Genomic DNA, 14,595 nt, shown 5'->3' with positions numbered 1-14,595 from the left:
CCTCCTCACGCGTTCGCACGGCGGTCACGCCATGCCGTAATGGCTGTGGCAATGACGATGATGACACCGACAACAACCCGCTGCCAGGTGGTGTCGATTTTCATAATGATCAGGCTGTTTTTAACCATCACCAGCATAAACACGCCCAGCATGGTTCCCAGAACCGAACCACGCCCGCCAAAAATGGAGGCCCCGCCCAGAACGACAGCCGCGATCACGTCAAGTTCCAGCCCGACAAAATCGCGCGGATTGGCAAGCCAGATCATGCCGCTGTGCAGCAAACCGGCAAAACCGGCCAAAGCACCGGCAACGCAATAAATAAAAAACGTGATTTTGCGAATGTTAAAACCAACGCGGCTTGCCGCTTCCGGGTCACCGCCCAGGGCATAAACCCCGCGACCGATCATGGTATGACGTAACACAAGATGCAGGGCAACGGCCAGACCAACATAAACCAGGATCATCGCGGTCAAGCCATAGGTCGTGCCGTCGGGTTTGACCATATTGATGATATCGGATTTACCAAAATCAATCAGGGCATCGGGCATTTTGTTAATATTGATCATGCTGGTACCAACAACACCCAGCAGGAAGCCACGCACCATGCTGCCCGTACCCAAGGTGACGATCAGCGGAATCATGCGGAATTTATAAACAAAAAACGCGTTCAAACACCCAAACAAGGCGCCCATTGTTGCCGCAGCAACAAACGGCAGAACCACCCCGTCATAATTGAACCAGATCATCGCCTTGATGGTCAGATACATTGCCGCAACGGCAAAGGCCGGGAAGGAAACATCGATCCCGCCCGATATCATCACCAGCAACACGCCCAGCGCCATAATACCAATAATGACATTGCTGCGCAAAAGGCTGAACATGTTGTCCAGGCTCCAGAAGGCGGGGTTGACCAGCCCGATCAAGATCATGGCAAGCACAAGAATGCCCGCGATGACCACCTCTGATTTTTGAAACCAGGCCATCGAGTTTTTCCTCACGTTAAGTTCTTGAGCTTGTCGCTGATCTGGTCTTCGGAGGTTTCGACAGATGCCATTTCCTCGACAAAGGCCCCACGGTGCATCAGGACAATACGGTTACAGTTATGGACCAGTTCCGGCACGTCATCGGAAATCATCAACACCGCCAGCCCTTCTTTTTCGGCCAGTTCACGAATGATCCGATGGATTTCAGCCTTGGAACCGACATCGACGCCAACGGTCGGGCCATTCAGGATCAGGAATTTCGCCTTGGTCAAAAGCCAGCGCGCGATTACCACGCGCTGCTGATTGCCACCGGAAAGTTCCTTGACCAGTTTTTTGCCGGTCGGGGTTGCGATCTGCATGTCGCGGATCATGGTATCAACCCAGTCTTCGGCTTTTTTACGGTCAATCAACAGGCCCGGTGCCAGCTTTTCATAGCTGGTCGACAGCATATTACGGTCAATCCCCTGTGTCAGGAACAAGCCTTCACTCAAACGATCTTCGGGGACATAGGCAATACCGGCATTAATTGCATCTTGCGGCGTTGAAAGTTTTGTTTGCTGCCCGTTGATCGAAATTGAACCACTGTATCCGGGCATCATGCCAAACAGCGCCAATGCCAGTTCAGTACGGCCAGATCCCAAAAGCCCGGAAACGCCAACGATTTCACCTGGCCGGATCGACAGATTGATCTTATCAAGATCGGTGTCAAAGGACAGGTTTTGTGTTTCAATTCGTGCTGGCTGCGCCCCATATTGCGCCTGATCCCAAACATAGGGTTCGGAAACAATATCCGATCCGGTCATATGCCGCGTGATCAGGGCTTCGTCAAACTCGCTGGTCGGGCCGTCTGCCACTTTCTGACCATTGCGAATAACAGTAATATGTTCGCTGATTTCCAGCATTTCGCGCATTTTATGACTAACGAACAGGATCGCAATGCCCCGCGACTGGATATCCTTGACGATCCGGAAAAGCGTTTCGATTTCCTTGCCGGTCAGGGCTGTTGTCGGCTCGTCCATAATGATCAGACGGGCATCAGACATCAACGCACGGGCAATTGCCACCAGCTGTTTCCCGGCCGTTGAAAGTTTTTCAACATCGGCATCAAGGTCAAGGTCAACGCCAAGGCGGCTCACGGCCTCTTTGGCTATTTCACGCATCCGGCGCCAGTTCAGAATGTGGCGCTGTTCGCGCAACTGCACATTCATCGCCAGGTTTTCCGCGACGGTCAAATTACCGAACAGGGAAAAATCCTGATAAATGACCTGAACGCCATGTTCGATGGATGCCATTGGCGACAACTGGCCAACTGCTTTTCCATTAATGGAAATTTCGCCTGCGTCAGGCTGGTATACGCCCGACATCACCTTGATCAAGGTGGATTTTCCCGACCCGTTTTCACCGGCCAGACAATGAATTTCGCCTTTGCGTATCGTCAGCGAAAGATCGTTAAGCGCGACAACACCGGCAAATTCCTTGCGGACGTTTCGCAATTCAATAAAATTTTCAGACATGACAAGCCCGTCAACGTGAAACAAAGGGCCCGATTTCAAAATAAAATGAAGGCGCCCGTTACGGACGCCTTCATCATCTGATGAAATCAGAAGTTATACTTGTCCATGTTTTCCTTGGTCACGCCTACCCAGCCCTGACCATAAACAAGATTGGCATTGTCACCTTCAGGGGTGCTCAGCTTGGTATAACCCGGCAGGCCAAGATCCAGACCGGCTTTGATCTGATCACCTTTGCCATCAAGCGCCATAACAGCCAACATGTTCATGGCATAACCAGCAACAGCCGGGTCCCAGAACTGAATGTACTGAATGTCGCCCTTTGCCAGATATTCACCGGCAACCGACACCAGCCCCGTACCCGCAAAATGCAGCTTGCCCTGCAAACCACGTTCGGCAATCAAACGACCGGCACCAGCAGAAGTCGGCATCGGACCCCCGACAATACCCGACAGGTCCGGGTAAGTGGTCAGGGTTTCTTTAAGTTTGGTATAGTCGGTGTTGGCATCGTCATAGGTTTCCAGACGTTTGGTGACCATTTCCATATCGGGGAAATGTTCTTTCTGGTACGCAACGGCACCATCAATCCATTCATTCTGGGATTTGGAGGTCAGGCTGCCAACGGTTGCAACATATTTGCCTTTCCCGCCCATCGAATTACCCAAAACTTCCATCAACTTGGCACCATAGGCCTTGTTGTCGAAAGCTTCGAGGATGTAGTCGGCATTTTTAAGATTTGATGCTTCGTGTGCGATCACAACGATGCCACGATCACGGGCTTTTTTCAAAACCGGCTCAACCGCTTCAACAGAAAAAGGCACGATATTGATGGCATCAACGCCCTGAGCGATCAGGTTTTCAATCAACTGAACCTGAGCTGCTGCGTCGGCCTGGCTCGGCCCGACCATCCAGGTGTCGTGTCCGGTATCTTTGCCAAACTGTTTAACGCCTTCGCGCATACGGTCAAACCAGGCAATACCATCCACCTTGACCACGGTGGCAATGGAATATTCCTTGCCAGTGGCTTCGGAGGTGAATTTCTGGATAATATCCGGCGTTTTTACTGCTTCGTCGGCATGTGCGGCCCCTGACAGCAGGGTCCCCGCGACGACAAGCGATGACAGAAACTTGTTCATTGTTACCTCCAAATTAAATTTATCTTTGAGTGGCAGTTTTCTGCATCTTATTGGCACCAATCGCAAGAGTACGATTGGTGCAATCCGCTAAAAAGACTAGGGAGATACCCAAAAGCACAGGTAAAAACCCTTACGGGCCCAACGGAAGGCCCGCCTCAGCCTGTTTTACTGACCGATGATTTTAATACTGGCACTTGCGCCGATGCGCGAAGCACCAGCGGCAATCATTTTCAACGCATCTTCGGTGGTGCGAACGCCACCCGAAGCCTTGACGCCAATATTCGGGCCAACCGTTTTACGCATCAAGGCAATGTCTTCGACCGTGGCCCCACCCCCGGCAAAACCGGTTGAGGTTTTAACAAAATCGGCGCCGGCCTGTTTGGAAAGTTCGCACGCCAGAACCTTTTGTTCGTCGGTCAAAAGGGTGGCTTCAATGATGACTTTAAGAACGGCATCACCGCAGGCTTCTTTTACCGCGGCAATATCGGCACGCACGGCATCGGTATTGCCACTTTTAAGCAGGCCAAGGGCGATAACCATATCGACTTCTTTTGCGCCCTGCTTAACAACCCAGCGGGTTTCCGCAACCTTGGCGTCCACCGGATCGGCACCAAAGGGAAAACATACAACCGAGCAGGTCAGAACGTTCGACCCTTCAAGTTCACGCACTGCCAGCGGCACATAAATCGGGTTCACACAGACCGACTTAAAGCCATAGGTGCGTGCTTCGGCACATAAAGCGATGATTTGATCAGGGGTCGCATCAGCGGCCAGGATGGTGTGATCGATATATGCTGCAAGATCGCTGGCAGCGAGCGAATTCTGACCGTTAGACATTTGGACTGTTCCCCAGTTTGCGGACGACATTCATGCATATTTTGTGAACATCGTAACATTTGTTGAAATAATTTTGTCATCCGCTTAACATTAGGTCAAGCCAAAACATGCTTCTGTCAGAACCCGATTATTTTATTTCCGGCATCCCCGCGATGCGTTATCCACAACAAACGGCATAGTTGTAGTTACTTTCCACCACACTTATCTTAAGCGTGCCAGCGACGCGACAATGCACCTCGATAGCCCCATTGCGCAGGCGCGGCCATGAACGGAGTCTGAATGTCGACCAAATCGCTGGACCGAATAGAAACCCTGACCCGCAGCCTTGAGGTCAGCAATATTATCCGGCTAAAGGATGCCGCTGATCTGTTAGGTGTTTCCGAAATGACAGTTCGCCGCGATGTAGCGGCCTGTGGCAACATTTTCAGCTATCTTGGCGGCTATATCACGTTAAAATCGCCCGCAGCAGGGGGGCTTGGCTATATCCTTGATCGGGAACGCGGGGAACATACCGACCTTAAACGCGCCGCCTGCCAGGTTGCGGCAAGCTATGTCAAACCCGGCGACACCCTTTTTCTCGATTGCGGCACGACCATTCCCTATTTGGCCAATGCCCTGCCCGAAAACCGTGACATCACCGTTATTTGTTATTCAATCAACGTTGCTGAAATTTTATGCAAGAAACGGGGAGTCCGCGTTATCCTGCTGGGTGGCATGTATCATGCGTCATCGGCATCCTTTGCTGACAGCAACAGCGTGAACACGATTTTGAACCTGAATATCAACATCGCCTTCATGTCGGCAGGCGGGGTTAACATTGCCCGCGGGGTCAGTTGCTCCAACCCGCATGAAGTTGACATCAAACGCGCGGCTTTGAAAACGGCAGCCCATAAAATTCTGGTAGTTGATTCAACCAAGTTCGATGTCATAAAGCCGATGCCTTTTGCCAAGCTTAGCCAGTTTGATATGATTTGCACCGATCATCAATGCACCCCCGATCTGGCTTTAAAAATTGAGTGCCCGATAAAAACACCCTAAATACGGGCCGCATTATAAACATGGCGGCACCCCGAAACTGGCTGCCGTGGGATGCCGTTCACCTAATGCTGCCGGGTGTGACACCCTAAAATGTTCACGATTTGTCTTGCAATGGATGGGCCGCGACTCTAAGATTCTGCAAGGTTTTCAAGGTGAGAACATGCAAAATCCATATCTTGATCGTTTACAGGCTGCCGCCCAGCAAAGCACCCGCCCCCGGTTTGCCAGCGCCCTTATTCTGGTGCTGCTGGCACATGCGCGCGAAGACGGGCATATTGATGCCAGCCGCGCCGAATTGGCCGCCGCCGTGGATCGCAGCCACGCCTACCCCGCCCGCAACCAGGCGCGGACCGAGCGCCTTGTCGTGCGTCAAAAAGAACTTGATCACTATTTATTTGGGCTTGAACAAAGCCATGCGACAGGCCGCATTTCGTTTGGCGAAATGAAGCAGGCCCGAGAACGCGCGATCGACAGCTTTTTGAAAGAAGTCCGGTCACCGACCCTTGCCAATGTTTCTCGGGTGATAAACGAGTTCATTCGTGCTGGCATGTTGTCGGCACGATATATTGATATGCAAGGCGCGTATTATGCGACACCGGCCAAAGGGCGCATCGCTGAATATCGGCTAACGCCCCCCAATTTAACACAGCTTGCAAAAATGCCAGCTGCGGCATCGCAAAACCAACGCAACATTCAACATATTTTTTCAGGACGTTTGGCTGCGGGAAAACAGATGCAAACACCGACCCGCGACCAACGAAATCGTCAGCTGGATTTACTCTAACTGATTCCTACCTAAACGAAAAATCAGACAAAATATCTGTTAACATATTGTATTTACGTGTAAATACCAGGGTGTCACAAATGACATGGTTAGAACAAACACAGAAAACAACCCTTCATTGGTGCCCTGAAAAGGCGGTCGTCCTGGCCCGAAACGGTTGCCTCAATGCCGTCCAAACAAGCTGATAACAACATAACTGGGATCATCAGGTTGTTCAGACCTGCGCAAATCTCACACCGTTAAATCTGATCACATGCCTGAGGGCGACAAAGTCTTGAAAATTTCGGTAATGGGCCAGGTTAAGCGAACAATTCTGTCCTGCTTTCGCCTCCCCAAATTGCCGATATTTTACGCCCCGAAATCCTGATCAAGATTGAAACGGGCATGGCACCAAAGCCCATCAGCTTTGTATATTTTGGTCCTGAATTCTGCGTAATGATCTTATGATCGTCATAAGTAAAAGACGTTCGAACCCCTTGATAACCGCCATTTTCGTGCGATTGCGTGCAACCGTCGCATTTCTACTGCCTGTTTGACTTAAGCTTTCTGCCAAACATCGTTCAATCCGAAATAGATTTTCAAATCGCCCTTGTAAACCATCGGCGAACAAAGAGCAGGTTACCTGCCAAAAATACGAGGGAGACTGTGGGTGCGACTGAAAGTCCACGATAAAGCCCGTACTTTTAACGGGACAAGCCCTGTGTATTTAGTCGATGGTCTGAATGCCGCCCGGCTTCCGGCCATTCATGGCAAGGGGCATGTGCAAACTTGCTTTGATCAAAACCCGACCAAAAACGGCAACCCTGGCCCGATATCCTGCGCACAGTCCTTGCAAATCATCGGTTTATATCTTGCGGGCGTTATCAACAGGCACCAATTACCAATGGTACGACGCAGCAGGCATATAAGCGGAAAGACCTGGTTTTATGGTCAACACCAAAGCATCCCCGAAACAGTTTCCGGCCTCTGCTTTAGGCCCCCCTTACAAGTCAAGGTATCCGAACATGCGTTTTTCTTCTGATATTCCAGAACTTGTAAACCGCCGCGAGCCGAACAAAAGCCTGGAAGCGCCGTTCTATAGTGCGTCAGATGTTCTTGATCTCGACATCAGGGTGATTTTTGGTCAGCACTGGATTTTTGTTGCCGTGGAACCGGAACTGCCCGAACCGGGTGATTGTGTTACGGTTGAGGTTGGCAAAGCGTCGATCCTTTTGTTGCGCGGCGACGATATGGAAATTCGGGCCTTTCACAACGTGTGCCGCCATCGCGGGGCACGGCTGATTGATGAACGTACCACCACAATCGGAAACATCGTGTGTCGTTATCACGGCTGGTCCTATAACGAAGATGGCGATCTGATTCTTGCCGAACATATGGGGGCCGGTTTTGACAAAAGCTGCCATGGCCTTAAACCGGTGCATGTCCGTTCGATTGCGGGTTTGATCTTCATTTGTCTGGCAGAGAACCCGCCTGTCGATATCGAGAAAATGGCGCGTGTGATGGCACCCTATCTGGCGCCGCATGATATTGCCAATTGCAAGGTTGCTCATTCCTCTGACTTGATTGAGGAAGGCAACTGGAAGCTGACGATGGAGAACAATCGCGAGTGTTATCACTGCGAGGCAAATCATCCGCAATTAACAGTGCCGCTTTCTGAATTCGGTTTTGGCTTTTCGCCCGACGAAATGGACGAACGCCGGTCGCAAGATGTTCAAAAATACACGGATTCCATTGCACGCGATCACAAACACTGGGAATCCTGCGGTCTGCCCTCGGCAGAGGAAGAACACCTGGCCAGTGTCACCGGTTTTCGGACCATGCGCCTGCCGCTGATGTGGGCGGGTGAATCCCATACGCTTGATACCAAAATTGCTTCTAAAAAACTGCTGGGGTCGTTCACCGACCCAAAACTGGGCGGGCTGAGTTTCTGGACACATCCAAATTCCTGGCATCATTTCATGAGCGACCATATTGTCACCTTTTCGGTTTTGCCGATTGCCCCGAACCGAACGATGGTGCGCACAACATGGCTGGTTCACAAAGATGCGATAGAAGGCCAGGACTATTCGCTTGATAACCTGACCCAGGTTTGGAGCATGACCAATCTGCAAGATGCCATGCTGGTTCGACTGGCCCAGCTTGGCAGCGAACAGCCCGCCTATGAACCAGGCCCTTATTCCAGCTTTACCGAGCCACATGTCGAAGCATTCTGCGACTGGTATATCGCGCGATTAAAAGACCATTTCGCCAACGGCAAAACCGGGATAGCTGTGACATGACCCAAAATCCAAAATCCGAGGCCGAACAAAATCTTGCGTTGCAAACCGAGGATAAGTTTACCGAAATAACCCGCGTTCCGCTGTGGGAACCCGAACAGGACGATGTTCTTGTTTGCCGCCAGGTGCGCCAGGAAACGCATGATGTAAAAACATTTGTCTTTTCCGGGCGAGAGCCCCGCGCGTTCCGGTTCTATCCCGGCCAATATATGACCTTTGAACTGCCGGTCGAAGGGATGCTGACGCGCTGTTATACAATCTCGGCATCGGCCGCACGCCCATACCGCATTGAAATTACGGTCAAGCGCGTTCCGGGCGGCGCGGGATCTAGCTGGCTTCATGACTATATGATTCCGGGCAAGGAAATAACTGTTTCAGGGCCATCGGGCGAATTCACAACCGACGCCACCACCGACGAAAAACTGCTTTTTTTATCGGCAGGCAGCGGCATTACCCCAATGATGTCGATGACGCGCACGGCGTGCGACCTTTCCGAACCTGCGGACCTGCATTTCATCCATGCCGCCCGAATGCCATCCGACATTATTTTTCGCGATGAACTGGCCCTTCTTGCCGCCCAGAACCCGTCGCTAAAACTGGCCTTCACCTGTGAAACCAGCTCTGCCAGCCATTGCTGGAGCGGTTATACCGGGCGGCTCAGCCTTGCGATGCTGTCCCTGATGTCGCCCGATTTCCTGGATCGAAAAATTTTCTGCTGTGGCCCTGCCATGTTTATGGAAGGGGTGCGCAACATGTTGAAACAGGCCGCTTTCAACATGGAGAAATATTACGAGGAGAGTTTTGATTTCGGCGCTGAAACCGCAGGCACGCTAGAGGAACCTGCTTCGGTCGCCCCTGAAATCAGTGATCAGCTTTTCCGTGTCACCTTTCCCAAAACAGGGCATGTGGTTGAATGCGGCCCTGGCATGACCATCCTTTCAGCCGCGCGCGAAGCCGGGCTTCGGCCACTTTCATCTTGCCAGCGGGGTATTTGCGGCACCTGTAAATCGAAACTGATTTCGGGGCAAGTTGACATGCAACATGGCGGCGGCATTCGCCAGCGCGAGATTGATCAGGGCAAAATCCTGATTTGCTGTTCAAGTCCGCTATCCGATGTCGAAGTGGAAATCTGAAGGCCGGGCGTATTGAAGCCCACGTATCTATACCGGCGCACGCCCTAAAAAGATGCTGTCTGACAATCAGTCTTCGGTCATGGCGGGATGACGCAAAGCCTGCGGCGTGCTGCCATATCGACGGCGAAACATCCGGCTTAGATGGGATGAATCACAAAAGCCGCAATCCACCGCAATCTGCGCCACCGACTTTTGACTTTTCGCTATCAGGTGATGGGCCAGATCGAGGCGAATGTTCAAAAAGGCCACCTGCGGCGACGTGTCCAGACTGAGGCGAAAATGGCGTTCGATCTGCCGTTTGCTGTTGCCCATGCGCCGGGCAATTTCCTGCACCGAGATTGGTGTGTCGATATTTTGCTGCATGATCAACAAGGCACGCTGCACAATCGGATCGCGCGTTTTAAGGTCCATCGGGATGCCGGGCTGTGGTTTTTCAGCCTGAAGGGCATCATCAATAATCATGATGTGCAAACTTTTATTCGCCTGCGCCCGCCCGACATGTTTATCGACCAGATATGCCGCCAAATGCGCTGAACTTACCCCGCCCGAACATGTCAGGCGATCCCGGTCGACAACAAAAATCTGATCTGCAACCGGGTCAAGGCCATCGAACTGTTCCATGAAATCGGAATGATGAAACCAGCTGACGCAACAGCGATAACCATTAAGCAATCCGGCCTGATGCAGCAAAAAGGCCCCGGTACAGATGCCAACCAGCGGTATGCCTGCGGCAGCGGCCTCGTGCAGGAAATGATGACAGGTTGAACCAAGGGTCGGTGTTTCATCCATAAGGCCGCCCACCACGACGATATAGTTAAAGCGTCGCGGGTCGCCCAGCCGCTCTTTGGGCTGCACCGAAATACCGCTGCTTGAGGGCACCGGGTCCATCGTATCGGACAGGATTGTCCATTTGCATAAAATCGGTCTGCTGCGATCGCCTTCGTCCGCCGCAAGCCGCAGAACATCTACAAAATTTGCAAATGCACATAACGTAAAACGTTTCGCAAGAATGAAGCCGACGGACAGGCGCGGTGCCTCGGTTTTCGGTTTTGTCGCACGCGAAAGGCCCGCCCGGTGTTGCAGCATGGAAGAACTTCGGGATTGGGGCTTCGCGTCCATCGGGCCTCCGATACAGACAAGGTTGCTGCATTTGTCGTAGCGATAATCTCACTTTGACGCAAACATTCTATTTTTCGGCGTAAAATGCCGCCAGATTATTCATCAGGATAGCAAAAACCAGCTTGAGGCAACAAGACCAGCGATAGCATATGCCGACATAATTTGCAGCACGACGACGATGACATGACCGGGAATTCGCCCGCCTACCCGATCCGGGGCCAATGAAGCCACCGGGAGCATCCGCTTTAGGCGGTTTTCATCTTGTTGAAATGGAACATATCGCGTGATTGACACGTCATACATCCTGCGCATCGCCTGTGAAGACCGGCCCGGTATTGTGGCAGCTGTGACCTCGGCATTGGCATCGCGCAATGCGAATATTATTGAATCCAACCAGTTCTGGGACCGTCAGACAAACCATTTTTTTCTGCGCATCGCCATCAGCACCCCGCAGAATTTTGATAAATCACAGGTCGAACTTACCCTGAGCCCTTCTGTTGATCGCTTTGATATGAAGCTAAAGGTTCAGGAAATATCGCGACGACCAAAGATCATTATCATGGTGTCAAAGTTCGATCATGCGATGCTGCACCTTCTTTACCAGATCAAAGTCGGCTGGCTTGACGCCGAAGTCGCCGCCATTGTTTCCAACCATGAAGATGCCCGCAAGATCGCAGACCAGGAAGGTATCGCGTTTCACTACATGCCGGTGAACAAGGAAAACAAGGCCGCCCAGGAAGCCGCGTTGACCGATCTGGTTAAGGAAACCAATGCAGAACTGGTGGTTCTTGCCCGCTATATGCAGGTTTTGACCAACGAATTTTCCACCCGGTTCTTTGGCATGATCATTAATATCCACCATTCATTTCTGCCATCCTTCAAGGGGGCAAAACCCTATCATCAGGCCTATGAGCGCGGGGTGAAGCTGATCGGGGCGACCGCCCATTATGTAACGCCCGATCTGGATGAAGGCCCGATCATTGAACAGGAAACCGAACGGGTGAACCATTCAATGTCGGCCGAAGATTTTGTGGCAACAGGCCGCGATATCGAAGCCCGGGTTTTGGCCCGCGGGGTTAAGTATCACCTTGAAGGGCGTGTGATGTTGAACAATCACCGCACCGTTGTTTTCACGTCATAAACGCCCCGCTTTTCGAAAAGAAGGAATGAACAAATGGCCGCATTTCCCAACAAGGCTAAAGTCGTCATCGTCGGCCTCGGCGGTATCGTTGGTGCATCGGTGGTTCATCACCTTATTGAAAATGGCTGGGACGACATTGTCGGCATCGACAAATCCGGCATCCCTACCGATATTGGTTCAACCGCACATGCGTCGGATTTTTGCTTTGCCACCAGCCACGATCTTTTGTCGTGCTGGACAACGATGTATTCCATAGATTTTTACGAAAAGATGGGCCATTACGCCCGCATTGGCGGGATCGAAGTCGCCCGGGTTGGCGATGATGAACGCATGGCCGAACTCAAACGCCGGGTAGATTCCGGCAAGGCCTTTGGCACCAATGTCAAAATCATCAGCGCGGCTGAAGCCAAGGAAAAATTCCCGCTTCTGGAAGAAGACCAAATACAGGGTGCCATGTGGGACCCGGATGCCGGCCTTGTTACGCCGCGTTCGCAAACCGTTGCCGGAAAGCTGGTCGATCAGGCGATTGCATCGGGTAAACTGGCGGCCTTTGGCAATACATCGGCACTTGAACTGATCAGCGAAAACGGCCGCATCACCGCTGTTCGCACGGAACGCGGCACCATACAGGCCGATTACGTTGTGGTTTGTGCCGGGCTTTGGGGCCGTTTGATTGCCGAAATGGCAGGCGAAGACCTGCCCGTGATGCCGGTTGATCATCCGCTCACATTTTTTGGGCCGTATAATGAATTTGCCGATACCGGCGTTGAAATTGGCATGCCGCTTTTGCGGGATCAGGGCAATTCAGCCTATATGCGCGATACGGGCGATCCCAAAAGCACCGAAGGCGGGCAAATTGAATGGGGTTATTATTACGAAGAAAATCCCCGTCTGGTGCATCCACGTGAAATTCTTGAAAAACATCAGGCTCGTCTGTCGCCATCGCAACGCGATTTGGAACTTGAAGACGTGATTGCGCCGCTGGAACGTGCGATGGAGCTAACCCCGATCCTGACGGAACTTGGTTTTAACGAAAGCCATTCGTTTAATGGTCTTTTACAAACCTCGGTCGATGGCGGCCCATCAATAGGCGAAAGCCGCAAGTTGCGCGGGCTTTGGTATGCGGTTGGCATCTGGATCAAAGACGGACCGGGCATGGGCAAACTGCTTGCCGACTGGATGACCCATGACCGCACCCATATTGACCATCATGCTATCGATTTTGCCCGTTTCAACGAATTCCAGTTAAACGAGCAATATATCTATGACCGCTGCTGGGAAACGGCAAAAAAGATCTATAATCCGCCGGTGCATCCGCGTGAACCCTTTGGCAATGCCCGCAATATTCGCCGATCCCCTTTTTATCAACGCGAGGTCGAACTTGGCGGCTATTTCATGGAGCTGGGCGGATGGGAACGTGCGCATGGCTATGCGGCCAACGAACATTTGCTTGAAAAATACGCCGATCAGGTTCCGGTCCGTGAAAACGAATGGGACACCCGCCATTTCTGGCGTGTTTCCAACGCCGAGCAACTGGAAATGAGTGCGGATTGCGGCATCATCAACCTATCGCACTTTCATATGACCGATATTGCCGGGCCAGACCACATTGCCCTGATGGAGTGGCTGTGTGCGGCCAAAATTGGCGGGGATGGCAATATCGGCAAAGGCATTTACACCCATATGCTTGATGACGATGGCAATGTTCGGGCCGATTTTACCGTATTTCGCATGAAAGACCGTTGCCGTCTGGTCAATGGGGCCGATGCCGGGCCGCGCGACCATATCTATATGAAACGCATTGCCGAGGATAAGGGTTTTGACGTTACCCTTACCGATGTCACAGAACATGTCACCACCATTGGGATCTGGGGACCAAATGCGCGCGTGAACCTGCAAAAAGTGGTCGAAGACCCGGATGCTCTCAGCCTTGAAAACTTCCCGTTTGCCGCCATTCGCCAAATTAAAATTGCGGGCAAAACCGTTACCGCCTTTCGCATTTCCTATGTCGGTGAACAGGGCTGGGAATTGCATATGCGTTATGAAGATGGCCTTGACGTATGGGATGCGTTGCGACGCGCCGGGGTGATGGCGGTTGGGGTGGAAACCTATGCCAATTCGCGTCGGCTTGAAAAATCCCTGCGCCTGCAGAATGCCGACCTGATCACGCAATACAACCTTTATGAGGCCAATCTCGCCCGGCCCAAGGTGAAAGAAGCCGATTTTCGCGGCAAGGCAAAACATGTGGAGTATCGCGCGCGCGACCATCAACCTGCCATGCTGTGCACGCTGGTGATGAGCGATAATATCGATAGCCACGGTGTGGCCCGTTATCCGCTGGGATCATTGCCGGTTATGGACCCGGAAACAGGTCAAACCCTGATCGATGACCTGGGGCGCCGATCCTATACAACCTCAATCGCTTTTGGCCCCAGTATTGGCAAAAACATCGCGCTGGCCTATTTGCCACACGCCTATTGCCAGGAAGGTCGCAAACTGACCATTTCGTATTTTGACGAGATTTATCCCGTCGAGGTCGCAGGTGTTGGCTATAAACCGCTGTATGACCCGGAAAACCTGAAACCGCGCAGCTGACGCGCATTTTAAACGGCACATCAAGAACGGGGCAGACCGCAA

11 protein-coding genes are annotated in these 14,595 nt (G+C 52.0%); 6 read left to right on the top strand and 5 right to left on the bottom strand.

Annotated elements, in window-relative coordinates:
• Positions 1 to 5 precede the first annotated feature (5 nt).
• The 4 genes from AAC086_RS02580 to deoC all read right to left on the bottom strand — a co-directional run bounded on the left by AAC086_RS02580 (position 6) and on the right by deoC (position 4,467).
• Positions 6 to 983 carry an ABC transporter permease gene (locus tag AAC086_RS02580; RefSeq protein ID WP_339774911.1) on the bottom strand — a complete coding sequence of 326 codons (978 nt, stop codon included), beginning with the start codon at positions 981 to 983 and terminating at the stop codon, positions 6 to 8.
• An 11-nt stretch (positions 984 to 994) separates the two neighbouring features.
• Complete coding sequence (locus AAC086_RS02575; RefSeq protein ID WP_339774909.1) at positions 995 to 2,497, bottom strand: sugar ABC transporter ATP-binding protein; 1,503 nt, start codon at positions 2,495 to 2,497, stop codon at positions 995 to 997.
• An 86-nt stretch (positions 2,498 to 2,583) separates the two neighbouring features.
• Positions 2,584 to 3,630 (bottom strand): autoinducer 2 ABC transporter substrate-binding protein, encoded by a 1,047-nt coding sequence (locus AAC086_RS02570; protein ID WP_339774907.1) that lies wholly within the window; start codon positions 3,628 to 3,630, stop codon positions 2,584 to 2,586.
• A gap of 165 nt (positions 3,631 to 3,795) precedes the next feature.
• Positions 3,796 to 4,467, bottom strand: coding sequence for a deoxyribose-phosphate aldolase (gene deoC / locus AAC086_RS02565; protein WP_339774905.1), 672 nt, complete (start codon positions 4,465 to 4,467; stop codon positions 3,796 to 3,798).
• Positions 4,468 to 4,746: 279 nt separating this feature from the next.
• Here deoC and AAC086_RS02560 point away from each other — a divergent pair, with 279 nt between their 5' ends.
• The 4 genes from AAC086_RS02560 (at position 4,747) to AAC086_RS02545 (ending at position 9,698) form a co-directional block, all read left to right on the top strand.
• Positions 4,747 to 5,505, top strand: coding sequence for a DeoR/GlpR family DNA-binding transcription regulator (locus AAC086_RS02560; RefSeq protein ID WP_339774903.1), 759 nt, complete (start codon positions 4,747 to 4,749; stop codon positions 5,503 to 5,505).
• 160 nt (positions 5,506 to 5,665) lie between these two features.
• Positions 5,666 to 6,289 (top strand): hypothetical protein, encoded by a 624-nt coding sequence (locus AAC086_RS02555; protein WP_339774902.1) that lies wholly within the window; start codon positions 5,666 to 5,668, stop codon positions 6,287 to 6,289.
• Between the two features lie 1,004 nt (positions 6,290 to 7,293).
• Positions 7,294 to 8,568: an aromatic ring-hydroxylating dioxygenase subunit alpha gene (locus AAC086_RS02550; protein ID WP_339774900.1), complete on the top strand. Its 1,275-nt coding sequence runs from the start codon at positions 7,294 to 7,296 to the stop codon at positions 8,566 to 8,568.
• Positions 8,565 to 9,698: a hybrid-cluster NAD(P)-dependent oxidoreductase gene (locus AAC086_RS02545; RefSeq protein WP_339774898.1), complete on the top strand. Its 1,134-nt coding sequence runs from the start codon at positions 8,565 to 8,567 to the stop codon at positions 9,696 to 9,698. The genes AAC086_RS02550 and AAC086_RS02545 overlap by 4 nt, the downstream gene beginning before the upstream one ends.
• A gap of 66 nt (positions 9,699 to 9,764) precedes the next feature.
• Here AAC086_RS02545 and AAC086_RS02540 read toward each other — a convergent pair whose 3' ends face one another.
• Positions 9,765 to 10,817, bottom strand: a complete 1,053-nt coding sequence (locus AAC086_RS02540; protein ID WP_339774896.1) for a GlxA family transcriptional regulator — start codon at positions 10,815 to 10,817, stop codon at positions 9,765 to 9,767.
• Between the two features lie 283 nt (positions 10,818 to 11,100).
• Here AAC086_RS02540 and purU point away from each other — a divergent pair, with 283 nt between their 5' ends.
• Together purU and AAC086_RS02530 are read left to right on the top strand one after the other, a co-directional pair.
• Positions 11,101 to 11,958, top strand: a complete 858-nt coding sequence (purU, locus tag AAC086_RS02535) for a formyltetrahydrofolate deformylase (RefSeq protein ID WP_339774894.1) — start codon at positions 11,101 to 11,103, stop codon at positions 11,956 to 11,958.
• 33 nt (positions 11,959 to 11,991) lie between these two features.
• The gene (locus tag AAC086_RS02530) at positions 11,992 to 14,553 is read left to right on the top strand and encodes an FAD-dependent oxidoreductase (protein WP_339774892.1); all 2,562 of its coding nucleotides are present in this window, start codon (positions 11,992 to 11,994) and stop codon (positions 14,551 to 14,553) included.
• Positions 14,554 to 14,595: the final 42 nt, after the last annotated feature.

This window comes from uncultured Thalassospira sp. (assembly GCF_963976115.1).
Lineage (GTDB): Bacteria > Pseudomonadota > Alphaproteobacteria > Rhodospirillales > Thalassospiraceae > Thalassospira.
Note: the sequence above shows the minus strand (reverse complement) of the source record. Positions and strands in the feature narration are given on the sequence as shown.